This is a genomic window from Burkholderia lata, assembly GCF_000012945.1.
GTDB classification, from domain to species: domain Bacteria; phylum Pseudomonadota; class Gammaproteobacteria; order Burkholderiales; family Burkholderiaceae; genus Burkholderia; species Burkholderia lata.
This window is the reverse complement of the sequence record NC_007511.1, coordinates 3,282,937-3,307,425: the sequence shown is the minus strand read 5'-3', so window position 1 is coordinate 3,307,425 and position 24,489 is coordinate 3,282,937. Positions and strand designations below refer to the sequence as shown.

24 protein-coding genes are annotated in these 24,489 nt (G+C 65.8%); 12 read left to right on the top strand and 12 right to left on the bottom strand.

The features are described 5' to 3' along the window. Positions 1-106 precede the first annotated feature (106 nt). Positions 107-511 carry a hypothetical protein gene (locus BCEP18194_RS37335; RefSeq protein ID WP_011356516.1) on the top strand — a complete coding sequence of 135 codons (405 nt, stop codon included), beginning with the start codon at positions 107-109 and terminating at the stop codon, positions 509-511. A 168-nt stretch (positions 512-679) separates the two neighbouring features. On the opposite strand, the gene BCEP18194_RS37330 is transcribed toward BCEP18194_RS37335, so the two are convergent. From BCEP18194_RS37330 to BCEP18194_RS37320, 3 genes are all read right to left on the bottom strand, one after another. Then, entirely contained in the window at positions 680-1,000 is a 321-nt protein-coding gene (locus BCEP18194_RS37330) for a helix-turn-helix domain-containing protein (RefSeq protein WP_011356515.1), read from the bottom strand. Further along, the gene (locus BCEP18194_RS37325) at positions 997-1,326 is read right to left on the bottom strand and encodes a SymE family type I addiction module toxin (RefSeq protein ID WP_011356514.1); all 330 of its coding nucleotides are present in this window, start codon (positions 1,324-1,326) and stop codon (positions 997-999) included. Before BCEP18194_RS37325 ends, BCEP18194_RS37330 begins: the two co-directional genes overlap by 4 nt. A gap of 420 nt (positions 1,327-1,746) precedes the next feature. Next, the gene (locus BCEP18194_RS37320) at positions 1,747-2,346 is read right to left on the bottom strand and encodes an NAD(P)H-dependent oxidoreductase (protein ID WP_011356513.1); all 600 of its coding nucleotides are present in this window, start codon (positions 2,344-2,346) and stop codon (positions 1,747-1,749) included. Positions 2,347-2,456: 110 nt separating this feature from the next. Between BCEP18194_RS37320 and BCEP18194_RS37315 the strand changes: the two genes are divergently transcribed. Beyond that, a complete protein-coding gene (locus BCEP18194_RS37315; protein ID WP_011356512.1) occupies positions 2,457-3,374 on the top strand; it encodes a LysR family transcriptional regulator in 918 nt (305 codons plus the stop codon). Between the two features lie 37 nt (positions 3,375-3,411). On the opposite strand, the gene BCEP18194_RS37310 is transcribed toward BCEP18194_RS37315, so the two are convergent. The 3 genes from BCEP18194_RS37310 to BCEP18194_RS37300 form a co-directional block, all read right to left on the bottom strand. Further along, a complete protein-coding gene (locus tag BCEP18194_RS37310) occupies positions 3,412-4,221 on the bottom strand; it encodes a TlpA disulfide reductase family protein (protein ID WP_011356511.1) in 810 nt (269 codons plus the stop codon). 561 nt (positions 4,222-4,782) lie between these two features. Beyond that, on the bottom strand, positions 4,783-5,373 hold the full coding sequence (locus BCEP18194_RS37305; RefSeq protein WP_011356510.1) for a DUF4410 domain-containing protein: 591 nt from the start codon (positions 5,371-5,373) through the stop codon (positions 4,783-4,785). Positions 5,374-5,594: 221 nt separating this feature from the next. After that, on the bottom strand, positions 5,595-6,602 hold the full coding sequence (locus BCEP18194_RS37300) for a hypothetical protein (RefSeq protein ID WP_011356509.1): 1,008 nt from the start codon (positions 6,600-6,602) through the stop codon (positions 5,595-5,597). A gap of 193 nt (positions 6,603-6,795) precedes the next feature. On the opposite strand from BCEP18194_RS37300, the gene BCEP18194_RS37295 reads away from it, so the two are divergent. Beyond that, entirely contained in the window at positions 6,796-7,521 is a 726-nt protein-coding gene (locus BCEP18194_RS37295; protein WP_011356508.1) for a class I SAM-dependent methyltransferase, read from the top strand. A gap of 158 nt (positions 7,522-7,679) precedes the next feature. Here the strand turns inward: BCEP18194_RS37295 and BCEP18194_RS37290 are convergent, their stop codons facing one another. The 4 genes from BCEP18194_RS37290 to BCEP18194_RS37275 form a co-directional block, all read right to left on the bottom strand. Continuing rightward, positions 7,680-8,156, bottom strand: coding sequence for a GNAT family N-acetyltransferase (locus tag BCEP18194_RS37290; protein ID WP_011356507.1), 477 nt, complete (start codon positions 8,154-8,156; stop codon positions 7,680-7,682). Between the two features lie 283 nt (positions 8,157-8,439). After that, positions 8,440-9,441, bottom strand: coding sequence for a zinc-dependent alcohol dehydrogenase family protein (locus BCEP18194_RS37285; RefSeq protein WP_011356506.1), 1,002 nt, complete (start codon positions 9,439-9,441; stop codon positions 8,440-8,442). A 61-nt stretch (positions 9,442-9,502) separates the two neighbouring features. Then, the gene (locus BCEP18194_RS37280; RefSeq protein ID WP_011356505.1) at positions 9,503-9,805 is read right to left on the bottom strand and encodes an ArsR/SmtB family transcription factor; all 303 of its coding nucleotides are present in this window, start codon (positions 9,803-9,805) and stop codon (positions 9,503-9,505) included. Positions 9,806-9,933: 128 nt separating this feature from the next. Next, positions 9,934-10,971 (bottom strand): aldo/keto reductase, encoded by a 1,038-nt coding sequence (locus tag BCEP18194_RS37275; protein WP_011356504.1) that lies wholly within the window; start codon positions 10,969-10,971, stop codon positions 9,934-9,936. Positions 10,972-11,101: 130 nt separating this feature from the next. On the opposite strand from BCEP18194_RS37275, the gene BCEP18194_RS37270 reads away from it, so the two are divergent. The 3 genes from BCEP18194_RS37270 to BCEP18194_RS37260 all read left to right on the top strand — a co-directional run bounded on the left by BCEP18194_RS37270 (position 11,102) and on the right by BCEP18194_RS37260 (position 13,839). Then, positions 11,102-11,989, top strand: coding sequence for a LysR family transcriptional regulator (locus tag BCEP18194_RS37270; RefSeq protein ID WP_011356503.1), 888 nt, complete (start codon positions 11,102-11,104; stop codon positions 11,987-11,989). A gap of 177 nt (positions 11,990-12,166) precedes the next feature. After that, the gene (locus tag BCEP18194_RS37265; protein ID WP_011356502.1) at positions 12,167-12,466 is read left to right on the top strand and encodes an ArsR/SmtB family transcription factor; all 300 of its coding nucleotides are present in this window, start codon (positions 12,167-12,169) and stop codon (positions 12,464-12,466) included. A gap of 20 nt (positions 12,467-12,486) precedes the next feature. Further along, positions 12,487-13,839, top strand: a complete 1,353-nt coding sequence (locus BCEP18194_RS37260) for a pyridoxal phosphate-dependent decarboxylase family protein (RefSeq protein ID WP_011356501.1) — start codon at positions 12,487-12,489, stop codon at positions 13,837-13,839. 57 nt (positions 13,840-13,896) lie between these two features. On the opposite strand, the gene BCEP18194_RS37255 is transcribed toward BCEP18194_RS37260, so the two are convergent. After that, a complete protein-coding gene (locus BCEP18194_RS37255; protein ID WP_011356500.1) occupies positions 13,897-14,826 on the bottom strand; it encodes a LysR family transcriptional regulator in 930 nt (309 codons plus the stop codon). Between the two features lie 144 nt (positions 14,827-14,970). Between BCEP18194_RS37255 and BCEP18194_RS37250 the strand changes: the two genes are divergently transcribed. The 4 genes from BCEP18194_RS37250 to BCEP18194_RS37235 all read left to right on the top strand — a co-directional run bounded on the left by BCEP18194_RS37250 (position 14,971) and on the right by BCEP18194_RS37235 (position 22,314). After that, positions 14,971-16,194 carry a Zn-dependent hydrolase gene (locus BCEP18194_RS37250; protein WP_011356499.1) on the top strand — a complete coding sequence of 408 codons (1,224 nt, stop codon included), beginning with the start codon at positions 14,971-14,973 and terminating at the stop codon, positions 16,192-16,194. Positions 16,195-16,313: 119 nt separating this feature from the next. Then, positions 16,314-16,781: a cupin domain-containing protein gene (locus tag BCEP18194_RS37245; RefSeq protein ID WP_011356498.1), complete on the top strand. Its 468-nt coding sequence runs from the start codon at positions 16,314-16,316 to the stop codon at positions 16,779-16,781. A gap of 327 nt (positions 16,782-17,108) precedes the next feature. Further along, entirely contained in the window at positions 17,109-19,580 is a 2,472-nt protein-coding gene (locus BCEP18194_RS37240; protein WP_011356497.1) for a GH92 family glycosyl hydrolase, read from the top strand. Positions 19,581-19,647: 67 nt separating this feature from the next. Beyond that, on the top strand, positions 19,648-22,314 hold the full coding sequence (locus tag BCEP18194_RS37235) for a GH92 family glycosyl hydrolase (RefSeq protein WP_011356496.1): 2,667 nt from the start codon (positions 19,648-19,650) through the stop codon (positions 22,312-22,314). 41 nt (positions 22,315-22,355) lie between these two features. On the opposite strand, the gene BCEP18194_RS37230 is transcribed toward BCEP18194_RS37235, so the two are convergent. Beyond that, positions 22,356-23,030 (bottom strand): ArsR/SmtB family transcription factor, encoded by a 675-nt coding sequence (locus BCEP18194_RS37230; protein ID WP_011356495.1) that lies wholly within the window; start codon positions 23,028-23,030, stop codon positions 22,356-22,358. Positions 23,031-23,102: 72 nt separating this feature from the next. On the opposite strand from BCEP18194_RS37230, the gene BCEP18194_RS42340 reads away from it, so the two are divergent. Both BCEP18194_RS42340 and BCEP18194_RS37225 read left to right on the top strand, forming a co-directional pair. Further along, positions 23,103-23,237, top strand: coding sequence for a hypothetical protein (locus BCEP18194_RS42340; protein ID WP_279626947.1), 135 nt, complete (start codon positions 23,103-23,105; stop codon positions 23,235-23,237). 19 nt (positions 23,238-23,256) lie between these two features. Next, complete coding sequence (locus BCEP18194_RS37225; RefSeq protein ID WP_085964664.1) at positions 23,257-24,483, top strand: MFS transporter; 1,227 nt, start codon at positions 23,257-23,259, stop codon at positions 24,481-24,483. Positions 24,484-24,489 lie beyond the last annotated feature (6 nt).

Sequence of the window (24,489 nt, the reverse complement as noted above, 5' to 3'; positions counted from 1 at the left end):
TGAAGCCTGATATAGCTGACAGGCGATGACTTCTCACAATGAGCGTATCGTGCATGCGGCGCGCGCGAGGCTGTTCTCCCGCGCCGATCACCATGAGGAGTGCGGCATGTCGAAGGATGATTCCCTGAGGGGACAGATCAAGGAGCAGGCCCAGGCGGCGGATCGCCACAACCTGGCACGGCCGGCTGCGAACGGCGCGCTGTGGGCGCGCGGCCTCACGACGCAACGGGTTGCCGACCTGTTCCGGACCCTGCAGGGGTTGCCGGGGCACTGGATGCAGCTGCAGAACGAGGTCAACGCCGGGAACCGCTATTTTTACGGCGTGCAGAACGGCAGCGTGACGACCGACGAAGGGAAGGCGCTGATTCGCTGGATCGCCCAGGCGGTCGTGAGCGCCGCCGGGGAGGCGCAGTTCGACTTCCCGCTGCAGCAACTGCGTTTCACCGCCGACATGGGCTGGCTGAAGCTCCAGCGTGTGCAAGGGCGTGTGATGGTGTTTTCGCAGCCTTGACCGTCAGTTCAGGGCCGTAGCCGGACCCCGGGGCGATCAGTACGTCGTCGGTGTATCGAGGATGATCGTGGAGAGCCGGTACGTTGCGCTCGCTCGACTGTGACGAACATTCGGCGGCGGCCGGGCCCGGCCGCCACACACATTACGTATCGATCATTCCGCCGGTTGTCAGACCGATACGGTGATGCCTGCCGAACGCGGTGGCCCCGCCGGTCGCACCACGATTTCCACATGCTGGCCCAACGACGCCAGCGTCTGCATCAGCAGTTCCAGCGAAACGTTCCGGAGCCTTTCGCGCTGCTCGGGCGTGACGACCGGCCGGGCCATCTCTGCGAGCGCCGCAGCCTCGTCTTCGCTCAGGCCGCGCGAGACGATCAGCGCGTTGACCTTCAGGACCAGTGCAGACTTGGCCGACAGTGCACCTGCGTCATCGAGTTCGAAGTCAGCCGGCAAGTTGCCGGCGCGTTGGGGCGAGTCGTTGCGATTCATTGCGCGTCTCCCGTGATCACCAAAAAATTCGATCGCGACGGTGCTGTTGCGTGATCGACACCCTTCCCGAAATCGTCGCAGCGCCTGTCTTCGATCGGCGTGATCACCAGCCGCTTGTGCATCACCTCGATCTTCAACGGCTGCTCGGGATCGAAACCCGCTGCCTCGATCCAGTGGCTGGACAGCTTCATCCACAGATGGAGGACCGGCGGTGCCATGTCGGCGAGCTTGAGGTGCGGAACGATGCGGCGAGTCTGAAAAGACGTTCGAGGGGGCACGAAACAATCGTGAAAACGAACCGGTGCGTTATGATTCGCGTCAGCCATGACTGACTCCCATGATGAGTGGGTTGTGGTCAGCGGCCTGCAGGTGCTCTAACACCAGCGGGCCGCGCTCGTTTACGCAGCGAATTTCGATCGGCATCCCGTCAAATGATTGGCATGACGAAATGACCTGATATTCCAAGCGAAAACGTGCGACCACTCTAGCCGAGATCGACCGTTGTCAGGAGCTGGTCTGGAGTGTCTCCGTCGGTGCCGACGGCCACACCGATGTCTTGCATGCTTGCTGCGCAACGATTCCACGGCGATTGCGCTGGCGGGCCGCGTCGTTACTTCATTGGCGATATGTCAGAAAGCGTGTCGGTCGAATGCTTCGATTCGCCAGCTGTGCGTTGCACGGCGATGTCATTCACGTCGTGCAGGTAACGCCCGACCTTGCTCGGGAACGTCGCCGTACGTTCCGGTTCACGCATGCAGCGCGTCCATCTGCCGGCGTGCGTCCGCCAGCCCCGCGTCGAACCCGTGCGGCTTCATGTCGAGCCCTTCGGCATAGACGAATTCCACGTCGACGATACCCATCAGGCCGAGCACGGCGCGCAGGTACGGCGTGACCGCATCCGTGTCCTGGCCGACGTGCACGCCACCGCGCGAGCTGAACACGATCGCGCTGATGCCTTCGACGAGCCCCACAGGGTAGGTCTCCGTGTACCGGAACGTCACGCGTGCACGCGCGACGAGGTCGAACCAGTTCTTCAGCTGGGTCGGCACGTTGAGGTTGTACATCGGCGCGCCGATCAGCAGCAGGTCGCTGCCCTTGAGTTCGGCAATCAGTTCGTCCGACAGCACGATCGCGCGTTGCGCACGCTCGCTCGGGTTGGCTGCGCCGCGCAGCGCGTGAAACAGCTCGCTGTCGAGCATCGGCAGGTCGGCGTCGACGAGATTGCGCACGATCACGTCGTCGGCGTGGCCGTTGGCCTGGCGCTCGGCCAGGAACGTGTCGATCAGCGTGCTGGTTTGCGACTGGCTGCCGTTGATGCTGGATTTGAGGACGAGGATCCGGGCCATGCGGGGTGCTCCGTTGCGAATGTGAGGACTGAAATCGATCCTATCAGCCACCTTTTATCGCCAAAAGCGATAAGATCGACGCACTGTGTAGCGTATTTGTCCCTAATCGCATGCGAAACAACCTGAAGGGCATCGACGTTTTCGTCGCTGCGGCGGAAGCGAGCAGCTTTGCGGAAGCCGCGGAGAAGCTGCACATCACGCGATCGGCGGTCGGCAAGAGCGTCGCGCGCCTCGAGGAGCGGCTGGGCGTCGTGCTGTTTCAGCGGACGACGCGCAGCCAGAGCCTGACCGACGAAGGCGCGTTGTTCTACGACCACTGCCTGCGCGCGATGGAGCAGATCCAGGCGGGCGAGGCACTGCTGGAAACTGGCAAATGGCAGATGAAGGGGCGCCTGCGCGTGTCGATGCCGACGCTCTTCGGTCATCTTTGTGTGGCGCCGATCCTGATCGAGCTGGCGAAGGCGCATCCCGAACTCGATCTCGACCTGTCGTTCAGCGATCGTTCCGTCGACCTGGTCGAAGAGCGTTTCGATCTCGCGGTGCGCGTCGGCACGTTGCCGAACAGCAGCGAGCTGGTGGCGCGTCCGCTGGGCGAGCACCGGATGGCGTTCTGCGCATCACCGGCGTACCTGAGCCGCTGCGGCGAGCCCACGACCTATGAAGAACTCGAACGGCACAAGGCGCTGGCCTATACGCGTTTCGGCCAGGTGCATCGCTGGCGCGTGTTCGTCGACGGCCAGCGCGTGGAGCTGCAGCCCGCCGTTCGTTTGCTGTCCGACGATTTGAGCGCGCTGATGGATGCGGCCGTCGCGGATCTGGGCATCGCGTGGTTGCCGTACTGGCTGGTGCGTGACGCGCTGCGCGGCGGCGTGTTGCGGGAGCTGTTGCCCGATCGGCCGGGCGTGATCTTTCCGATCCAGGCAGTGTGGCCCTACACGCTGCATCTGCCGCTGAAAGTCCGGGCCGCCGTCGATGCGTTGCTCGAACATCTCCCGGCCCGGCTGGCCGCGGTAGAGGCGCGGATGTGACGACGCCGTTGCCGCGGTTCTTTGGACGAGACGCGCGTTACTGGCCGAAGCGGTCCGCGACGGCATCCTTCAGCCGCGCGGTGGTGATCTCGCCCATGTGCGATTCGACGAGATTGCCTTTCGCGTCGAAGAAGAGCGTCGTCGGCAGCCCGCGCGAACCGTAGGTTTTCATCGCGTGCAGCGTGCGGTCGAGCAGCACGTGATCGAACCGCAGCCCCTTCTGTTCGAGGAACGCGCGCACCGTTTGCGCGTCTTCGCCCTGGTTGACCATCAGCACCGTCATCCCCGGATGATCCTGCTGCGCTTGCGCGAGGATCGGCATTTCGCGCTGGCACGGCGGGCACCACGTGGCCCACAGGTTCACGACGACGGGCTTGCCCGCGAAGCGTTGCACGGGCACCGGCGTGGCATCGAGCGCTTCGAGCTGCAACGCGGCAAGCGGCGGCGCGCCATGCTGCAACGTGGCGAGCGTGCCTTGCGCGATGCCCCATGCGGCGATGCCCGCGAGCATGCCGGCCATCACCGGGCGACGCAGCGCGGACAGGCGGCGCAGGCGCCAGCCCGCGAACACGATCCCGGCCGCGAGGCCGATGCGCCAGTCGAAGCCGCCGTCGCCGAGCGCGATGATCGAGCGCGGCGCGGCGGCGTACTCGCGCCACCACTGCGCGACGTAGCCGATACGCGCGGCGAGCAGGCCGAACAGCAAGGTATCGAGGATCAGGCTCGACGCGGTCTTGTGATGTCCATCCGGCGGGCGACGCTGAATGAAACGGGCGACGAGCCACGCGAGCAGCGCGGCGACAGCTACCGCGACGACGCGGATCGAAAAGGGACCAATGCTCAGCATGAAAGGGCGGACGTGATCGAGCGGGGCTGGAGAGGGGATTGTCCGCCACGGCGATGAAGCCGTCGACGGTCGTGCGGCGATTCGACAGGTTGCCGCGTATGGGGGTTCCCGTCGAGAACGTAACGGCGCGTTGCGGATTCGGTGAACGCGCGTGGATCAGGACTGCGTGATTTTCATGCGGAAGGGCCGCGAATCAGACCAGTCTGATGGTCAGCGGAATAGCGGTCGTCAACAATACGCATACCGGTGAGATGTGGTGTCCTCCGGCATCCCGAACAGGGATCTTTCCTTGACGGCCGCTCCTCCCGCGAGCGGCCGCTTTTTTATCGCCGTGCGAGCGGGCGTGAGTGTCTTGTGGCGGTCGGTGGGCGCGGCCGCGATCCGATTGATATCGGCTGACTAAACGGAACAGGACCGCTGCCAGATGCGAACACAGGGCACTCACTCGCGCATCGCATGGCGGTCGGTTCGCGACCGACGAGACCATTCGCTGGCGGTGGCATGTGATCCACCGCCGTTACCCGACGGGCCGCGCATCCGCGATTCGTCGGGCGTCGGGTCTTACAGCTTCTTCGATGCTGCCGGTGCCGTGTCGGCCTGCGTGGCCGCGGTCACCGGATCGAGCGTCGCGAGCGTCTTCTCGGTGAATTTCTCGTACAGCCAGTCCATGCGCAGGCTGTCGATGCCGGCGATACCGCCGAGCGCATACGATGCCGACACCTTGAAGCGGTCGACCGGATGATTGTCGGCATCGGTGAGCGTCACGGTGCCGTCGACGTGATCGTTGCCGGCCATGAAGCCGAACATGACGGCCGAGAAACTCGATCGCACGCGAATGCCGGTGACTTCGACGTTCAGGTGCATCGCATCGGTCGAACCGGCCGTTGCCAGCAGCTTGCGTGCGGCCAGTGCGCTTTCGATTTTCCCTTTCAGGTTGTCGGGGCTGAATTTCAGATTGTCTTTCAGCGCTTCCTGCGCGGCATTGTCGAGCGTGACATTCACGATCACGGGCTTCGTGCCGAATTTGGGCGTCGATGCAGTCGCGATCGCCCCCGGCTGATCGCTGGCCTCGCGTGTCACGCTGCTCGCGCAGCCCGACAGGAAGCTGATCGTCACCAATGCCAGCGCGGCATGACGGAATACGGATTTCATGATTTGGTCTTTTTAGTTCGGGTTATTTGAAATGGCTCTTTGGCCGGGCGGAAATCTAGCACGGGCCGATTCGATACCAAAGGTCGAATAGATCGAAAGCCGAATCGGCATTTATTCGTCGCGGCGTTATGCGCCGATGAAAAACCGGGCAACCGAGTTGCGAGAGGTTTCGGATACCGGTGATCGGATCTTGCTGTCGCGGGGCTGACCTCGGTGGGCGATCACTGTCCGTTGCCGGACACTGCCCCGCCAAGCCGATACGCGGTGAAGAACTCATACCAGGGCGAGCCTTCTCCGACCGGCACATTGAGTACCGCCGTCCGCCGCTTCAACGCACCGAACACGTCGTTGATACGCGCCGTCTGCCCCGCGTCGTTGAACGGATAAGGCCGCGCCCGGCCGGCCGCGAATGCGCCATACGCGATCGCGAGCAGCCGCGCGCTGTCGTCGGTCGATGCGATCGACCCGTTGATCATTTCAGCGAAGCGCGGCCGGTCTTCCGCGCGCGATCCGGCGAGGCACAGGAACACGATCGCCGACAGTTCGTGCAGATCCTTCACCCGCAGCAGCTCCGGCAGCCGCGCGACGATCCGCTCGACCGGTTCATCGCGCAGTGCATCGCTGAAGTCGAGCACGGCGGTCATCGGATTCGTGTCCGCTTTCAGGCGATCGAGCGCCGACGATACGGCCGACGCGCTGGCCCCGTCCGGCGACGCCGCTGGCGCAGCCCGCAACGCATCGGCCACCTGCTGCGTCCATTCCGGAAAGATCATCCGCACGTTGCCGAACTGCTCGCCGCCTTCCGCCGCCGGATTCCAGCGATACACGATCGTGCCGCCGCGAATGAACGGCGAATACAGGTGTTCGGGCGTCTGGGGCAGCGGCCGCCGGTTGATCGGCAGCCACGCGAGCGTCAGCCAGTCGTAGCGGCCGGTGGCCGGCACGGACGGGCTCGAACTCGCGACGACCTGCCACGTGCCGCGATTCGCATAGCGGCGTCGCGCGTCGGGCACCGGGACGGTCTGGCCTTTCGCGGTGTCGAAGTACGTCGTGCCGGTCACGTTCGTGCCGCTGTCCGCGGCCGGCGTGAGGGTGGAGATGACCCACGACGCGCCGTCCGCCGAACGATAGTCGGACGGCTTCAGCGTGGCGACGTCGTGCACCATGCGCGTTTCCGACGCGACGGGGCTGGGCGGGAGATTGGCGGGCGTGGCCAGGATGCTCGGCATGGGATTTCCTCGGAATCGGGTGCGCATCGACGAGCGGCAGCGACGCGCGGCGGCGCAGATTGTTTTATGTCACTGTAGAACGTCGCCGCCGGAAACGGAAACCGGCTGCGCGGCGCACCCCGCTCACACGTGCCGCCGCTTCGGCTTACCATGCGCATCCTGGGCCAACGACGAACGCCGGACGGGAGCGCGCATGACCGACACGACAGCCATCACCGAACACTGGACACAGGTTGCCGACCAATGGATCGGCTGGGCCGGCAAGCCGGGGCACGATGCGTTCTGGAAATACCGCGCGGGGCTCGCGGCGTATATCGGTCGCGACACCGGCCGCGCGCTGGAGATTGGCTGCGGCGAAGGCCGCGTGAGCCGCGAGCTGAAGGCGCTCGGCTACGACGTGACCGCGACCGACGTGGTGCCCGCGATGCTCGACGCCGCGCGTCACGCGGATTCCGCACATCGCTACGAGCTGGCCGACGCGGCGTCGCTGCCGTTCGACGCGGCCAGCTTCGATCTCGTGATGGCGTACAACGTACTGATGGACCTCGACGACATGCAGCGTGCGTTGAACGAAGCGCGCCGCGTGCTGAAACCGGGCGGGACGTTGTTCATCTCGCTCGTGCACCCATTCCGCGATCGTGGCAGCTTCGCGGGGCCGCAACCCGATGCGCCGTTCGTGCTGAAGGGTAGCTATTTCGGGCGCGAGCACTTCGACGGCGTGGAAACGCGCGACGGGCTGTCGATGCACTTCGCGGGCTGGTCGCTGCCGCTGCAGGCGTACATGGAAGCGCTGGAAGCGGCCGGGTTCGCGATCGTGTCGCTGCGCGAGCCGCCGCCCGATCAGGCGGATACGGACCAGTTGAAGCAGTGGGCGCGCGTGCCGCTGTTTTTGTGGGTCAAGGCGCGGCCGATGGATTGATTTGGTAGCCCCGGGGACACAACAACCGACCGAAAGGATGATCCTGTATCCCCGGGGCTACCGGGTTTGCCGAAGCGGCTGTTCCCGGAAGCGATCGTGGCCTTCAATCGGGCCGGGTAATCCGTGACATGGCGCTTGCCCACGTTTCGCCGTTCCGCTCAGCGCGACAACTCCTTCCGGTAGAGCACAGCCCCCGGCTTTGCCGCGACGGTGTCGTAGAGCCGCATCGCCGTGTGATTCGTCTCGTGTGTCTGCCAGTACACGCGTTCGGCGCGATGCGCACGCGCGGCCTCGTACACGGCTTCGATCAGCGCGCGGCCGACGCCCTTGCCGCGCTCGCTGTCGAGCGTGAACAGGTCCTGCAGGTAGCAGGTCGGCCCGATGTGCGTCGTGCTGCGGTGATACAGGAAATGCACGAGTCCGACGAGCCTGTCGTCGCGCTCCGCGACGAACGCGTGCACGGGTTCGTAACCGTCGAAGAAGCGCGACCACGTGAGTTGTGTGACCCGCAGCGGCAGCGCCGTGTCGTCGAAGCGGCCGTAGAAGCGGTTATAGCCGTCCCACAGCGGCAGCCACTGGTCGTAGTCGTTTTCCGTGACCGCGCGTACGGTCAGTCCGGTGTCGTTGGCGTTCATGTTGGCGGACCTGTCGATGAGAAGAGGGCGCGCCGCCGATCCGGCAGGCGCGTCGCAGGTCTCTACGATAGGAAGTTCGAGGCCCCATGGGTAGGCCCATGACGTCGGCATTTCATGGTGCCACGATCCGCACGATTCTCGCGCTGTTGGCCGTCCGTCAGAACCTGCGGTGATCGCGTCGGCTGCGCTTGGGTCTGTCGGGTTCAGCCCCCGTGCAACCCTGATGCTCGCGACTCACCGCGAATCCCGCGCCACTCGCTACGGTCAACATGCAAGAAAAAGATCACGCCCCTTGGGTGCCGCCACCATGTTCGGAATGAGCCGACGGCTCGACTGCAATCGCGATCTTTCCTCGAACCCCGTTGTTGGGGCGTTCGAGCAGCGCGTGCGCGAGCGGAACGTCGGCAAGGGAATAGACCGCACCCACGTGTGGCCGCAGCTGTCCACGCTCGATCAACGCGCTCAACTCATCCAGCTTGCCGCGGTTTTGTCGCGTGAACACGAAGTGATAGCTCGCGTTCTTGCCCCAGGCCTGAATGACGTTTTGCGGCTGGGCGATGTCCACGATCGTGACGACGCGGCCAAGCTGGGCGAGCGCATCGGGGCTGCGCGACAGGGTGTTGCCGCCGATGGTGTCGAACACGACGTCGACGCCGCGGCCACCGGTGTCTCGCATGACGGCGTCGACGTAATCGTCCTTTTCGTAGTCGATGACCACATCCGCACCCAGGCTTCGGGCGAACTCGACGTTTGCTTCGCGCACGGTCGTGAACACCCTTGCGCCGATGGCTTTGGCGAGCTGGATCGCCACATGGCCGACGCCTCCCGCGCCGCCGTGTACCAGAATGCTTTCCCCCACGCGCAGCGCCGCACGCACGACCAGTGCTTCCCAAACGGTCCCGCCAACCAGCGTCAGGCTTGCCGCCTCGAGATGGCTCAGCGACGGCGGCTTCTTCCCGACGATGCTTTCGGCAGCCACGTGGTACTCGGCATAGCTGCCAGGCCCGTCGAAGATTTGCGGGGTGCACCAGACCTCGTCTCCCGGCGAGAAGGCCGTCACACCCGGCCCGACGGCTTCGACCACACCCGATACGTCGTGTCCGGTAATGGCCGGAAGTGGCACCAGGTCCGGATAATCACCCCGTCGGACCTGGTAATCCAATGGGTTGATGGAGGTGGCATGGACCCGGACCAGGACTTGTCCCGCGTGCGGCACCGGCTTGGGCACGTCGCCCAGTTCGAATGATTCCGGGCCGCCAAATGACTTGAGCAACAGCGCTTTCATTGCATATCCTCGTTTCGATAAAAAGGGATATCGGGAATTATCGATATCATGGGGCAAAAAATTACAGGTCTTTCCCGATGGTCCTGGCCAGCGCGCTGATGGCTGCTTCGTTGCGCTTGTAGTAGGTCCACTGGCCGATGCGCCTGACTTCCACCAGGCCTGCTCGTTGCAGCGTCGCAAGGTAATCGGACACCGTCGACTGCGACAGCCCGACGCCTTCCTGAATACTGCTGACGCAGACGCCCACCGTATGAACGTCCCCTTCATCCTGCGGCGGGAAGTTCTTCACGGGATCCTTCAAACCCTGCAGGATTTCAAGGCGTGTCCGGTTCGAGAGGGCTTTGAAGATGTCGAGCAATTCCATGGGCAGCGAGTATATCGAGATTTACCGATATGTCAATGTGAACGCTGGCCGCCGTTTTGTCGAGTCTGGATGGTTCCGGGGCAACGCTCGAATTTGCAAGCCTCCCGTGAAAAGGGAGGCCGTCACGCTTACCCGCGCAGCGGCGGATTGAGTTGCGCGAACGCCTGCTGGCGGCGATACGGGAAGTACGGATAAGGCGCTTCCACCGCGCTCGCCGCGTCGAGCGTCGCGACCTGCGCATCGGTCAGTGCCCAGCCGACCGCGCCGAGGTTCTGCCGCAGCTGTTCCTCGTTGCGCGCGCCGATGATCACCGACGATACCGTCGGGCGCTGCAGCAGCCAGTTCAGCGCGATTTGCGGCACGGTCTTGCCGGTTTCCTCGGCGATCGCGTCGAGCGCATCGACCACGTCGTACAGGCGCGCGTCGTCGACCGGCGGCCCGAAGCTGGCCGTTTCATGCAGGCGGCTGCCTTCGGGCAGTGGCGTATTGCGCCGGATCTTGCCGGTGAGCCGGCCCCAGCCGAGCGGGCTCCAGACGAGCGCGCCGAGCCCCTGGTCGGCGCCGAGCGGCATCAGGTCCCACTCGTAGTCGCGGCCGACGAGCGAGTAGTAGACCTGGTTCGCCACGTAACGCGACCAGCCGTGCTGATCCGCCACTGCCAGCGACTTCATGATCTGCCACCCCGCGAAGTTCGACACGCCGATGTAGCGCAGCTTGCCCGCGCGCACGAGATCGTCGAGCGTCGACATCACTTCCTCGACCGGCGTGCTGGCATCGAACGCATGGAGTTGCAGCAGGTCGATGTAGTCGGTGTCGAGGCGGCGCAGTGCGTGGTCGACGGCGCGGACCAGCCGCGCGCGCGACGTGCCTGCGTCGTTCGGGCCGCTGCCGGTCGGCAGGCCCGTCTTCGTCGAGATCAGCACCTGGTCGCGGCGTCCCTTGATCGCGGCGCCGAGCACGCGCTCCGATTCGCCGTCCGAATACACGTCGGCCGTGTCGAACAGGTTCACGCCGGCTTCGAGGCAGATGTCGATCAGGCGGCGCGCTTCGTCGACGCCCGTGTTGCCCCATGCGCTGAACAGCGGGCCGGTGCCGCCGAACGTGCCGGCGCCGAAGCTCAGGACGGGAACCTTGAGGCCGGAGCGGCCGAGGGTGCGGTATTCCATGGCGGGTTTCCTTGGGGTGATCGAAGTGTCGAGGGGCGGCCGCGTGGCCAGGTGTTGCCACACTGTATCGCTTGCGGATATTTCGGATAATTGGGCAGACTTCGAAAATATCGTTCGGACGAGGCGAATAATGCTGCTCGACAATCTCGCGCTGTTCCTGCGCATCGTGGAGAAGGGCGGACTGGCCGCGGCGGGCCGTGAATTCGGGCTGTCGCCGGCCACCGTGTCCGAGCGGCTGACCGCGCTCGAGCGCCACTACGGCGCGGCGCTGCTCACGCGCACGACGCGAGCGATCAGCCTGACCGACGAAGGCCGCACGCTCGTCGACGGCGCGCGGCGCCTGCTCGCCGAAGCCGACGAACTCGAAAGCCGTGTGCGGCTCGGCGTGCAGACGCTGTCGGGCCCCGTGCGCCTGAGCGCGCCGGCCGATCTCGGCCGCGAGCGGGTAGTGCCGGTGGTCGACGCGTTCCTCGCCGAGCATCCGGGCGTCACGGTCGACCTGCATCTCGGCGACGGTTACGTCGATGTCGTCGGGCAGGGGCTCGATTTCGCGATCCGCCGTGGGGTGCTTGCCGACAGTTCGCTGCGCAGCCGTTCGCTCGGCCGCGCGCGGCGCGTGGTGTGCGCGTCGCCCGCGTATCTCGCGGCGCACGGCACGCCGCAGCATCCGGACGATCTCGCCGCGCACGACTGCATCGTGATGCGCTTCGGGCCGGACCTGTATGCCGAATGGCCGTTCAGCATCGATGGCGAACTCAGGCGCGTGACGGTGCGCGGCCGGCGGGTGGCCAACGATGGCTCGCTCGTGCGCGCGTGGTGCGTCGCGGGGCATGGCGTTGCGCTGAAGTCGCTGGTCGACGTCGAACAGGATCTGGCGTCCGGCGCGCTCGTCGAAGTTTTGCGCGCGTTCTCGCCGGGCGACGTCGACTTGCAGATCGTCTATCCGGGCAACGCCGTGCAACCACGGCGCGTGCGCGCGCTGATCGACAGGTTGGCGCAGGCGCTGGGCGCGGGGTAACGGGCAGGGTTCAGTCGGTCCGTCGAGCGTTGCAGCGTCTGTCCGGACGTGATCGCATCGAAGGCAGGCGTGACGATTGCGAGTACGACAGTCGCAGGCTGAAACCGGCGCTCGATCGATTGCACACATTTCGTCATTTAGCTAATATTCGAAACGTTAATCGAACTCCGCATTCCCATGGACGACGTCACCCGCATCAGCGCACTGGCCAACGAAAGCCGCCTGGCCGTGATGCGCTGGCTCAAGCAGCCGCGCAAGCATTTCCCGCCGCAGCCGCACGGCGATTTCGACGAACTCGGCGTGTGCTGCACGTACATCACCGAGAAGCTCGGCATCGCGCCGGCCACGACCACGCGCCACATGCGCATCCTCGCGGATGCCGGGCTCGTGCAGGCGACCCGCGCCGGCAAGTTCACGTACTACAAGCGGATCGATGGCGCGCTTGAGCAGCTCGGCCGCGATCTTTTGCAACTCTGACTCCCACTGAGGCAACCGACATGGACGAACTTGCATTGCTGGCCGACGCCGACCGGCGCGCGCACGCGTATCTGGCCGCGACGAACGAGCGGCGTGCGTTTCCCGACGCGGCCGCACTGGCCGGCCTTGCGGCGTTCGACGAGCCGCTGCCCGACACGGGCCGCCCGGCCGACGACGTGCTGCGCCTGCTCGACGAGCACGGCACGCCCGCGACCGTCGCGTCGAACGGACCGAACTACTTCGGCTTCGTGATCGGCGCCGCGTTGCCGGCGGCGGCGGCGGCCGAGCGGCTGATGCTCGCGTGGGACCAGTGCGCGTCGTCGTATGCGAATTCACCGGTGGCCGCGACGATCGAGCGCCAGGCCGCGCGCTGGGTCGTCGACGTGCTCGGGTTGCCTGAAGGCAGCGCGGTCGGTTTCGGCACGAGCGCGACGGCCTGCACGCTCGTCGCGCTGGTGGCCGCGCGGCGCGCGCTGCTCGCCCGCAAGGGCTGGGACGTCGACGCGGACGGCCTGATCGGCGCACCTGAAGTGAAGGTCGTGATCTCCGAGCTTGCGCACATCACGGTGAAGAAGGCGCTGCGCGTGCTCGGTTTCGGGATGAAGCGCCTCATCATCGCGCCGGTCGACACGCACGGCCGCATCGACCCGGCGCAATTGCCGCCGCTCGACGACATGACGATCCTTTGCGTGCAGGCGGGCGAAGTGAACACCGGCGAGTTCGATCCGTTCGCGGCGCTGATTCCGCCCGCGAAGGCGGCCGGTGCGTGGGTGCACGTCGACGGCGCGTTCGGCCTGTGGGCCCGCGCGTCGTCGAAGCGCGTGCTGACGGACGGCATCGACGGCGCAGACAGCTGGACGACCGACGGCCACAAGTGGCTCAACACGCCGTACGACGGCGCGATGGTGATCTGCCGCGACGCGGCCGCGCTCGCGACCGCGATGAACAGCGATGCCGTCTACCTGAGCGGCGCACAGGACGCGCAGAAGAACCTGAACCTCGAGTTCTCGCGGCGCGCGCGCGGCATCCCCGTGTGGGCCGCGCTGCGTTCGCTCGGCCGCGCCGGCGTCGCCACGATGGTCGAGCAGCATTGCGCGCAGGCGGCGCGAGTCGCGGACGGGCTGCGTGCCGCCGGCTACGACGTGCTGAACCGCGTCGTGCTGAACCAGGTGCTCGTGCGCGCCGGCACCGACGATGAAACGGCGGCGATCCTCGCGGCCGCGCAGGCGTCGGGCGACGTGTGGTTCGGCGCGACGGTGTGGCAAGGGCGGCCGGCGTTCCGGATCAGCGTGTCGTCGTGGCGCACCGAAGACGCGCACATCGATCGTCTCGTGGCCTTGCTGACGAAACTGCGCGGCGTGCACGTGCGTTGAGTGGCGGCAGCGCGCGCGGAGGTTCACACAATCACGCGCACCGCATACCCCGAATCGTCAGCCCACCGAGTCGGGAAACGCGTTCCCCGCAACCGCCTCGGCCGCAACCTTCAGGCACTCGATGAAATGCAGCGCGGCCGGCGTCAGCAACGCATGCCGCCGCATCACGATCGCGACCGTCAACGCGGGCATCGGCTCGGCGAGATCCAGCACGACGATGCCGCGTGACTTGCGTTCGACGTCGGCGAGCGGCCGCGCGAACACACCGAGCGCGTCCGTTTGCGACACGAGCCCGAGCGTCGCGGCAAACGACGGGCAATGGACCACCCGCTTCGGCACATCGATGCCGAACGGCATGAAGATCGAGCGCACCAGATCGTCTCCCCCGTCGCCGTAGCGCGGCACGCACCATTGCGCATCGACGAGCTCGCGCAGCGAGCGGGCGCGCGCGAGCCGATGCCGGTTTCGCGCGACGACCGCGAACGCCGTCCGGAACAACGGAATGCTCGCGAATTCGTCGGGGTCCGGCATCGCGTTCGACAACTGATGCGTGACGATGAAGTCGAGCGAGCCGTCGCGCAGCCGCGCGAGATCCGTCGCGGTCAGCGCATCGTCGACGTTCAGCGTTGCGCCGGGCAGGTCGCGAGAGAACGCGGCGAACGCGCGCGGCAGGAGCGTCAGCGCGACCGTTGGGCTGACCGCGATCGATACCGAGCCGGTCGTGCCCAGCCGCAACTGCTCGATTTCGTCGCGCGTGCGCTGGATCTCCTCGACGATCAGCCGCGCGCGAATCGCAAACGCGCTGCCATAGTCGGTCAGCGCAATCCCCTTCACGCTGCGCACGACGAGCGGTACGCCGAGTTCCTGTTCGAGCTCGCGCACGATGCTGCTGATCGCCGGTTGCGTGACGCCGAGCGCGCGTGCCGCGCCGCGGATAGTGCGATGCTCGGCGACCGCGAGAAACGCATCGAGCTGCTTGAGCTTCATGAATGATCGGTCCGAATGCGAAGCATGCGCGGGGTTCCGGGCGGAACGCCGGGTGACAAGAAAAAGTTATCGTCCACAACGAAATCTTGGATTTTTCTTATTGGGTCGAGTGTATATGCTCGGTGCTTTTCAGGAGCGGTCACGATGATTCTCGTTAACCAGCAACGGCTGTGGGATTCGCTGATGGAGATGGCGACGATCGGCGCGACCGCGCACGGCGGCAGTTGCCGGCTCGCACTGAGCGACGACGAAGCGCTCGGCCGGCGCCGCTTCATCGCGTGGTGCGAAGCAGCCGGTTGCAAGATCCGCATCGATCCGATCGGCAACGTGTTCGCGCGCCGGCCGGGCACGGAACCCGGCTTGCCGGCCGTGACGTGCGGCAGCCATCTCGACACGCAGCCGCTCGGCGGGCGTTTCGACGGCGTCTATGGCGTGCTCGCGGGCCTCGAAGCGATTCGTACGCTGAACGAGCACGGCATCGCGACGCGGCATCCGATCGACGTCGTCGCGTGGACCAATGAAGAGGGTTCGCGCTTCACGCCCGGCATGATGGGCTCGGCCGTCTATGCCGGCGCGCTGGATCTCGACTACGCACTGGATCGCCCGTGCATGCAGACAGGCGCGCTGCTGCGCGACGAACTCGAACGCACGGGCTTCGCCGGTCCCGCGCGCGAGCGGCAGATGCCGAAAGCGTATTTCGAAGCGCATATCGAGCAAGGGCCGGTGCTGGAGCAGGCCGGTTTGCCGATCGGCGTCGTGACGGGCGTGCAGGGTATCTACGAACTCGACGTCACGGTGACCGGCTTCGAGTCGCATGCGGGCACGACGCCGATGAGCGTGCGCCGCGACGCGATGGGCGTGGCGGCCGCGATGATCGCGGCGATCGTCGAGCACGGCCACGCGTTCGACGACGATGCGCGCGTGACGGTCGGCCATGTCGCGTGCCAGCCGAACTCACCGAGCACGATTCCGGGCAAGGTTCGCTTCAGCGTCGACGTGCGCCACCCGTCGCGGCCGGCGTTGCAGCAACTGGTCGCCGACATCGAAGCGATCTGCGTTGAGCGCACCGCGCTGCGCGGCACCAGCGTGCAGGTGCAGACGATCGCCGAATACGAGCCGGTGGTGTTCGATGCGGAATGCGTCGAGCGCGTGCGGCAGGCAACGGCTGCCGCCGGCTATCCGTACAAGGAGATGTGCAGCGGCGCGGGACACGACGCGGTGAACCTGTCGTACGTCGCGCCTTCCGCGATGGTGTTCGTGCCGTGCAAGGCCGGCTTGAGCCACAACGAAGCGGAAGATGCCGATCCGGTGCACCTCGCGCAAGGCGCGTCGGTACTGGCGAACCTGCTGGCCGATTGCGCGCGCTAGCCACGCGCGATGGCGCGGTTCGCGACATCTCTGCAAGCGTGAAAATGTCGGACAATGGCCGCTGAGCGCGCCACGCGGGCGCAGCGTTCAACCGAACCATTCACGCTTGTGAGATCCCCATGTCGACTCCCTTTCCCCGGGAACTGCTGAAGGCCGCCGATATCGCGAAGATGGAACCGGCGCGTGCGGTGCATTCGCTGAATCCCAATGCCGTTCGTCTCAAACGACAACTCAGCGACCTGACCGGCCTGACGCAATTCGGTATTCACCTGCTCACGCTGATGCCCGGTCACGAATCGGCCGAGTATCACCGTCACCTGTACGAAGAAGAGTTCGTGTACGTGCTGTCCGGTACGGGCGCGGTCACGATCGGCGAGCGCACCGAGGCAATCGGGCCCGGCGATTTTCTGGGCTTTCCGCGCGGCGGTGAAGCGCATACGGTGCAGAACACCGGCGATACGCCGCTGGAGTTGCTCGTCGGCGGGCAACGGCTCGAACACGATGTCTGCGAATACCCGCGAGTCGGCAAGCGGCTTTATATCGCGGGCGAACTCGAAGACTATGTCGATCTGCCGAAGCAGCCTTGATCGCCAATCGTGCATTCAAACCCCCATTCCGCATAAAAACTGAATCAATTGCCGCTCGTTTAGATAAACAAAATAAAAATTCGTAAAAACACGGGGTAGAGAAAACACGTTTATTTGGGCACGCTTGTGCCCATTGTCCGTTCCTGGGCGCCGGCATTTCGACATGCCGGCGCATTGTTTTCCAGGTGTGCGAATTCGGAAATAACGACACGCACCCGGGATTTTCGACCGATCGGCCGGGCAAGCGGAATTCATCAAAAGCATCCTGATTCAAAGCTCAGTAGTTCGAATCAACATCCTGATTCAAGAACGATACGGAGACAGGCGATGTCGAGGAACTGGGGGTGGGGAACGGCGCTGTTGGCGCTGTGTGTTGCGTTGGCTTCTTGCGGCGGCGATGGCGATTCGCCGTCGGTGGCGGCTGCAAACATGTCGGCTGCCGCGCAATCGCAAGGCAATGAAAACGGCAACGGCGGCAACGACAACAGCAACGAAAACGACAACAGCAACGGCAACGAAGCGTCGGAGAAAAACGCCGACCTCCGCGTCGCGCAGTACGTCAATCCGCTGATCGGCACCGACTACGCAACCGACCAGCCGGCCGACCCGGTTGGCTCGGGCCTCGGCGGCGGCACGTTCCCCGGGCCCACCGTCCCGTTCGGGATGATGCAATGGAGCCCGATGACGCCGACTGCCCAATACGACAGCAGCAAGGGCGACGGCTCCGGCTTTTCCGGTGGCTACTGGTACGGCGATACGTCGATCAATGCGTTCAGCATCCTGCATCTGAGCGGCACCGGCTGCTGGGCCAACGGCGGCTACCTGAACGTGATGCCGCAACTCGCGCCCGGCGACGCCGGCACGCCGGCCAGCTTCACTCACGCGAACGAAACCGCGCAGGCCGGCTACTACGGCGTCACGCTCGGCAACCGCATCAAGGCCGAGCTGACGACGACGGTGCGCACCGGCTTCGCGCGCTTCACGTATCCAGCGCTCGCGCAGGGCCAGCAAGCGACGATCGCGATCGATCCGACAGTGCTGAACAATCGCGCGCAAGGCACGACGCGCGACACGATCAGCCAGGTCGGCGACCGCGCGCTGTCGGGCACGATCGCGGGCGGCGGATTCTGCTGGGCCGGACATGCGGTGCCTGTCTACTACTACGCGGAATTCAGCCAGCCGTTCGCGGCGAAGCCGGCGCTGTCGAACAACAGCCCCGTGACCGTCACCTTCAATGTCGACCGCAAGCATCCCGACGTGATGATGAAGCTCGGCGTCTCGTTCGTCAGCGAAGCGAACGCGAAGGCGAACCTGCGCGCGGAGAATCCGGAAACGGATGCGCAAGGCAGCCGGAACTGGCGCTTCGACAAAGTGCGCAGCGCGGCAAGCGCCGCTTGGAATGCGCGCCTGAACGCGATCCAGGTCACGGGCGGCAGCGACGCCGACAAGACGAAGTTCTACACCGCGCTGTATCACGCGTCGCTGCACCCGAACGTGTTCAACGACGTGAACGGCCAGTATCCGGATTTCTACGCGTCGAACAGTGCGTCGACCGCACCGACGCGTCAGGTGGAGAAAGGCCGCACGATGTACGCGAACTTCTCCGGCTGGGACATCGACCGCTCGTTCATCCAGTTGCAGGCGCTGCTTGACCCGGTGCGGACCAGCGACATCGTGCAGTCGCTCGTGCTCGATGCGAAGGCGTGCGGCGCGTTCCCGCGCTGGGCGTACTTCAATACCGAGACGGCCGTGATGCCGGGCGACGCGGGTTCGATCATCGTCGCGAACGCGCATGCGTTCGGCGCGACGAACTTCGACACGCAGGCCGCGCTGTCGATCATGAAGAGCAGCACCGCGCCGGGCGCCGCGTGCGCCGGTACGCCGGTGATGGGCAGCCGCGCGGACTACGACCGGCTCGGCTACGTGCCGTCGTCGGGCTCGGGCGACAACCAGACCGCATCGAACACGCTCGAATATGCGGTGCGCGATTTCGCGGTGTCGCGCTTCGCGACGGCGCTTGGCGATACGGCGACGGCCGGCACGCTGCTGAAGTCGAGCGGCAACTGGCAAAACCTGGTCGATCAGGGTGCGATCCAGCCGAAGACGTCGGCCGGCGCGTGGGTCACCGACGGCACGGGCTTCATGGAAGGCAATTCCGAGCAGTACACGTGGTACGTGCCGCACGATCTCGCCGGCGTGGTCGCGCGGGCTGGCGGTGCCGCACCGGTCGTCAAGCGGCTCGACACGTTCTTCACGCACCTGAACATCGGCACCGTGCAGCCGTATTTCTACGTCGGCAACGAAGTGACGATGGCCGTGCCGTGGGTCTACGCGTGGGCCGGTGCGCCGTCGCATACGCAGCGCGTGCTGCACGCGTCGCTCGCGAACGAGTTCGGCACCGGTGCGGCCGGGCTGCCGGGCAACGACGATCTCGGCGCGATCTCGGGCTGGTACGTGTGGGCCGCGCTCGGTCTCTACCCGGTCGTGCCGGGCGTGAGCGGCGTCGCCGTGTCGAGCCCGCAGTTCGAGAAGATCACGGTGCGCGTCGGGCAGAAGGACGGCAGCTACCGCCTGCTGCACATCGTCGCGCCGGGAGCGGGCTCCAGCGATAGCGCGTCGTTCTATGTGAAGTCGCTGAAGCTGAACGGTGCGCCTTACTCGACCGCGTGGCTGCCGTTCGAGCAGATCGCGAAGGGCGGGAAGCTGTCGTATTCGATGACGGCCGATGCGAGCGCCACGACCTGGGGCACCGACGCATCGGCGATGCCGTCGTTCCCGCAGGCGGCGAGCGCGCCGTAACGGTCGTGGAGATCAACGAGCGGTTCTGGCCAACAGGATCGACGCAGAGAGAGGGAGGGACGAACGGATGAAGCTACGTCATGTGGTGGGTATCGGGTGCCTTGCCGTACTGTCGGGGTGCGGGGGCGATCAGTCGCCGACGGATGCGAGCGTGCTCGCGCAGATGTCGAACGCGCAGGGCAATCAGAACGATCAAGGCAACCAGAACGACCAGGGCGATCAGAACGATCAAGGCGAAAACAGTGGCGCGGCCAAGCGATCGGTGCTGCACAGCGTCGACCCGATGATCGGCACCGCGAATCTCGACATCAACGCGGACTGGAGCAGCGGCGTGCGCGGTCACGGCCACGTGTACCCGGGCGCGACTGTGCCGTTCGGGATGGTGCAGCTCGGGCCGGACACGACCGGCGGCGCACACACGTTGCCGTGGAACTGGGATCGCACGTCGGGCTACCAGTACGACGATCCGCTCATCACCGGCTTCACGCATACGCACCTGTCGGGTACCGGCATCGGCTCGGGCGGCGAAGTGCGGTTCCTGCCGACGCTGGCGCCGGTCGACACCGCGACGCTGGCGAAAGTCGCTGCCGATTCATCGATCACCTACAACGCGTCGTTCAGCCACGACGACGAAACCGCGAGCCCCGGCTACTACCGCGTGAAGATGGCGCCGGTCGGCAGCGGCAACACGCCGTGGAACGTGCAGGGCGCGAAGATCCTCGCGGAGATGACGGCCACCTCGCATGCGGGCGTGCATCGCTACACGTATTTCCCGAGCGCGGCCGCGCAGAAGCGCAGCATGATCGTCAGCATCGACAACCCGATCGGCGGCTCGACCGCGAGCGGCAAGATCCAGGTCATCGACGCGCAGACGATCGCCGGCTGGGAGATCACGAACAACTGGGCGAACAACAAGCCGACGTACTTCGTCGCGCGTTTCTCGAAGCCGTTCGATACGAAGAACGTCGCGTTCAGCGCCGACGGCTTCAAGGCCTACCTGACGTTCGCCGACGGCAACGACAGCAGCGGCGCGGTCACGGTGAAGGTGGGCATCTCGCCGTCGAGCATCGCGGATGCGCAGGCCAATCTCGCAGCGGAAGTCGGCGCGAAGTCGTTCGATCAGGTGCGCGGCGCGGCCGAACGCGTGTGGAGCGCCGCGCTCGACCGGATCCGGATCAAGGGCGGCAGCGCCGACCAGCGCACGATGTTCTACACGTCGCTGTACCGCACGATGCTTGCGCCGACCGTCTACAACAACGCGGACGGCAGCTACGTCGGCACCGATTCGACCAACGACGGCACGACGACACCGCCGACCACGAGCAAGCATGCGAATCCGGGATTCGACTATTCGTCGACGTTCTCGCTGTGGGACACCTTCCGCGCCGAGTCGCCGCTGATGACGCTGGTGCAGCCCGAACGCGTCGACGGCTGGGTGAAGTCGCTGCTCACGCAATTCAAGCAGAACGGCAAGGGCGAATTGCCGGTGTGGCCGCTCGCGCAGACGGAAACCTTCACGATGGCCGGCCACCCGTCGATCCCGCTGATCGCGGATGCGTACCTGAAGCACCTGACGAGCGCGGGCATCGACGACATCTGGACCGCGCTGACGACCACGCAGAGCGCAAGCGCGCACGGCTTCGACCAGTACCGCCAGAGCGGTTACGTGTACGCGGGCGACAACGCGTCGGTGTCGACGACGCAGGATTACTCGTTCGACGACTGGGCGACGGCCGCGGTCGGCAAGGCGGCGGGCAAGAGCACGGCCGACTACCGGCCCTATCTGCAACGCAGCCAGAACTACCGGAACGTGTTCAACCCGGTGCTGAACAACGGCTGGAAGTTCTCGCAGCCGAAGGATTCGCAAGGCAACTGGGTGGCGGGCTTCGACCCGACGGCGGCGGAGAAGACGGACTTCTCCGAATCGAATTCGTGGGTCGATACGTGGAACATCTTCCACGACTTCCCGGGCCTTGTTGCGCTGCTCGGCGGCAAGAGCCAGTTCATCGCGCAGCTCGATCGTACGTTCGATCCGGCCAACCCGCTGACCTTCCTCTACAACCAGGGCTTTCCGGACCTGACCGGCCGCAGCGGCCAGTTCTTCGCGGGCAACGAGCCGGCGAACCACCTGCCGTACCTGTACGACGTCGCGGGCGTGCCGTCGAAGACGCAGGATCGCGTGCGCACGGTGATGGACGACATGTACTCGCTGACGCTGACGGCCGGCGATCGCGCGCTGTTGAGCGGCGACAGCCTGAAGGCCGCGCTGGCCGATCCGCGCCGCGTGCGCGATTCGGCGATTCCCGGCAACGACGATTGCGGGCAGCTGTCCGCGTGGTACGTGCTGTCCGCGCTCGGCATCTATTCGCTGAATCCGGTGGGCGGCGTGTTCTACCTCGGCACGCCGCTGTTCGAGGAAGCGACGATCGACATTCCGGTTGCATCGGGAGGCGGGGACGGCAAGGGCCTGAAGTTCGGCGCGACGCGGCGCTTCAAGGTGACCGCGCATACGGCCGGCGGCGGCGCACCGTCATCGGTGAATCGCTACGTCCAGTCGGTGCGCCTGAACGGCACGCCGCTGCATCGGCCGTACATCACGTACGACGAGATGAAGGCCGGCGGCACGCTCGACTTCGTGATGGGTTCGACGCCGAACGACGCCTGGGTCAGCACCTGGAACGGGCAGGATCCGAACAGCGCGCTCGCGCCGTCGCTGGCACTGGCCGGCAAGTAAGCGATCGGCAAACGGCCCGCTTCGACGCGGGCTGTGTTCCTTCATCCAGCGGCGCCGGTCTCGACCGCGAAGCCGGCCGCCTTCCACTCCGGAAAACCGTCTTCCAGCCGTGCGGCCTTGAAGCCGCGCGCGCGCAATGCGGCGACGGCTTCGACCGCAAACACACAGTACGGGCCGCGGCAGTAGGCGACGATCTCCGTCCCGGCCGGCAATTCGCTCACGCGTGCATCGAGCTCGGACAGCGGAATGTTCAACGCGCCCGGCAGGTGGCCCTCCGTGAATTCGTCGCGCGGACGTACGTCCAGCAGCGTGACGAGGCCGTCCGCGAGCCGTGCGGTCAGTTCGTCGCGCGACACGGGCTCCAGCGCATCGCGCGCGTGGAAGTAGTCGCCCATCACCTTGTTGACCTCGGCGACATTGCGCTCGCCCACGCGGCCGAGCGCCTTCATCAGCACGACAACCTCGCTGTCGCCGGCGAGGCGATACACGATGTGCTTGCCGCGCCGCTCGGTATCGACGAGGCGCGCGCGCCGCAGGATCTGCAGGTGCCGGGATGTGTTCGCGAACGTCATCCCCGACAGCGCCGTCAGTGCCTCGACCGACCGCTCGCGCTGCGCGAGGTGCTCCAGCAGTTCGAGCCGGTTCGGATGGCCGATTGCCTGCGCGACCTCGGCGAGGCTTGCATAAATCGCTTGCTTGGGTCCCGTGCTTGACACGTGGCCTCCCCTCGATTAATCATTCATCAAATTGATTGAATGTTACCGCGTTCGCGGGATGGAGGCAATCCGATGATTCTCAGACTCTTCCTGCATCCCGATACGGGAGGCATTTCATCCCTGTTCGGTTGCGGCGGCAAGGCGACCGGCGCGGTGGTCGGTCCGGTCGCCGATCGGGCGGCTTGCCCGCGCGTCGCGGCGGGCTAGCGCGATGGCAAACGTAGCGATGACGCGCGGCGGACGCGCAGTGGCGCTCGGCCTGCGCGAGAACTGGCGGCAATTCGCGTTGCTCGTGCTGGTCAACGCGTTCGTCGGCGGGATGGTCGGCATCGAGCGCACCGTCGTGCCGCTGATCGGCGCCGAGCAGTTTCATCTCGAGTCGACTGCGCTGATCACGTCGTTCATCGTCAGCTTCGGGCTGGTCAAGGCGTTCGCGAACCTGGTGTCGGGCCAGCTCGCCGATACGTGGGGGCGCAAGCGCGTGCTGATCGCCGGCTGGCTGCTCGGGCTGCCGGTGCCGTTCATGATCATCGCGGCGCCGAACTGGGAATGGGTGATCGCCGCGAACGTGCTGCTCGGGCTGAGCCAAGGGTTCGCGTGGTCGATGACGGTGATCATGAAGGTCGACCTCGTCGGCCCGAAGAGCCGTGGCCTCGCGGTCGGCCTGAACGAATTCGCCGGCTATTTCGCGGTGGGCGCGACTGCGTTCGCGACCGGCTATCTCGCGAGCCGCTACGGGCTGCGGCCGACGCCGATCTATCTCGGCGTGTTCTATGCGATCGCGGGCCTGCTGCTGTCGATCCTCGTCGTGCGCGACACGCGTGACCATGTGCGGCTGGAAAGCGGCCAGCCGGCCGGCGCGCCAGCGCTGTCGTTCCGCGAAGTCTTCATGCTGACGTCGTTCCGCAACCGCAACCTGTTCGCGGCGTCGCAGGCCGGCATGATCAACAACCTCAACGACGGGATGAGCTGGGGCATCTTCCCGCTGTTCTTCACGACGCTCGGGCTCGGCATCGAGCGGATCGGCATCCTGAAGGCCGTCTATCCGGTCGTGTGGGGCAGTTGCCAGATCGTCACCGGGCCGCTGAGCGACCGGTGGGGGCGCAAGGGGCTGATCGTCGCCGGGATGTGGGTGCAGGCGGGCGGGCTCGCGCTGACCGCCCTGACGGGGCAGTTCCGCTGGTGGCTCGTCGCGAGCGTGCTGCTCGGCCTCGGCACCGCGATGGTCTATCCGAGCCTGATCGCGGCCGTGTCCGATGCGTCCGAGCCCGGCTGGCGGGCGCGCTCGCTGAGCGTGTACCGGTTCTGGCGCGATCTCGGCTATGCGATCGGCGCGCTGTCGGCCGGCCTGATGGCCGACCGCTTCGGCTTCGCCGCCGCGATCCTCGTGGTGGCGGCGGTGACGTTCGCGTCAGGGGGCGTCGTCGCGATTATGATGCGGGAACGCCACTGACAGGGT

What these genes read in the sequence shown, in the direction of transcription:
- BCEP18194_RS37275 (WP_011356504.1), bottom strand. Translation starts at nt 10,971, where the DNA reads ATGGAATACCGCACCCTCGGCCGCTCCGGCCTCAAGGTTCCCGTCCTG.
- BCEP18194_RS37240 (WP_011356497.1), top strand. Translation starts at nt 17,109, where the DNA reads ATGTCGAGGAACTGGGGGTGGGGAACGGCGCTGTTGGCGCTGTGTGTT.
- BCEP18194_RS37310 (WP_011356511.1), bottom strand. Translation starts at nt 4,221, where the DNA reads ATGCTGAGCATTGGTCCCTTTTCGATCCGCGTCGTCGCGGTAGCTGTC.
- BCEP18194_RS37245 (WP_011356498.1), top strand. Translation starts at nt 16,314, where the DNA reads ATGTCGACTCCCTTTCCCCGGGAACTGCTGAAGGCCGCCGATATCGCG.
- BCEP18194_RS37285 (WP_011356506.1), bottom strand. Translation starts at nt 9,441, where the DNA reads ATGAAAGCGCTGTTGCTCAAGTCATTTGGCGGCCCGGAATCATTCGAA.
- BCEP18194_RS37225 (WP_085964664.1), top strand. Translation starts at nt 23,257, where the DNA reads ATGACGCGCGGCGGACGCGCAGTGGCGCTCGGCCTGCGCGAGAACTGG.
- BCEP18194_RS37270 (WP_011356503.1), top strand. Translation starts at nt 11,102, where the DNA reads ATGCTGCTCGACAATCTCGCGCTGTTCCTGCGCATCGTGGAGAAGGGC.
- BCEP18194_RS37255 (WP_011356500.1), bottom strand. Translation starts at nt 14,826, where the DNA reads ATGAAGCTCAAGCAGCTCGATGCGTTTCTCGCGGTCGCCGAGCATCGC.
- BCEP18194_RS37315 (WP_011356512.1), top strand. Translation starts at nt 2,457, where the DNA reads ATGCGAAACAACCTGAAGGGCATCGACGTTTTCGTCGCTGCGGCGGAA.
- BCEP18194_RS37295 (WP_011356508.1), top strand. Translation starts at nt 6,796, where the DNA reads ATGACCGACACGACAGCCATCACCGAACACTGGACACAGGTTGCCGAC.
- BCEP18194_RS37260 (WP_011356501.1), top strand. Translation starts at nt 12,487, where the DNA reads ATGGACGAACTTGCATTGCTGGCCGACGCCGACCGGCGCGCGCACGCG.
- BCEP18194_RS37305 (WP_011356510.1), bottom strand. Translation starts at nt 5,373, where the DNA reads ATGAAATCCGTATTCCGTCATGCCGCGCTGGCATTGGTGACGATCAGC.
- BCEP18194_RS37235 (WP_011356496.1), top strand. Translation starts at nt 19,648, where the DNA reads ATGAAGCTACGTCATGTGGTGGGTATCGGGTGCCTTGCCGTACTGTCG.
- BCEP18194_RS42340 (WP_279626947.1), top strand. Translation starts at nt 23,103, where the DNA reads ATGATTCTCAGACTCTTCCTGCATCCCGATACGGGAGGCATTTCATCC.
- BCEP18194_RS37325 (WP_011356514.1), bottom strand. Translation starts at nt 1,326, where the DNA reads ATGGCTGACGCGAATCATAACGCACCGGTTCGTTTTCACGATTGTTTC.
- BCEP18194_RS37290 (WP_011356507.1), bottom strand. Translation starts at nt 8,156, where the DNA reads ATGAACGCCAACGACACCGGACTGACCGTACGCGCGGTCACGGAAAAC.
- BCEP18194_RS37250 (WP_011356499.1), top strand. Translation starts at nt 14,971, where the DNA reads ATGATTCTCGTTAACCAGCAACGGCTGTGGGATTCGCTGATGGAGATG.
- BCEP18194_RS37320 (WP_011356513.1), bottom strand. Translation starts at nt 2,346, where the DNA reads ATGGCCCGGATCCTCGTCCTCAAATCCAGCATCAACGGCAGCCAGTCG.
- BCEP18194_RS37330 (WP_011356515.1), bottom strand. Translation starts at nt 1,000, where the DNA reads ATGAATCGCAACGACTCGCCCCAACGCGCCGGCAACTTGCCGGCTGAC.
- BCEP18194_RS37280 (WP_011356505.1), bottom strand. Translation starts at nt 9,805, where the DNA reads ATGGAATTGCTCGACATCTTCAAAGCCCTCTCGAACCGGACACGCCTT.
- BCEP18194_RS37335 (WP_011356516.1), top strand. Translation starts at nt 107, where the DNA reads ATGTCGAAGGATGATTCCCTGAGGGGACAGATCAAGGAGCAGGCCCAG.
- BCEP18194_RS37300 (WP_011356509.1), bottom strand. Translation starts at nt 6,602, where the DNA reads ATGCCGAGCATCCTGGCCACGCCCGCCAATCTCCCGCCCAGCCCCGTC.
- BCEP18194_RS37265 (WP_011356502.1), top strand. Translation starts at nt 12,167, where the DNA reads ATGGACGACGTCACCCGCATCAGCGCACTGGCCAACGAAAGCCGCCTG.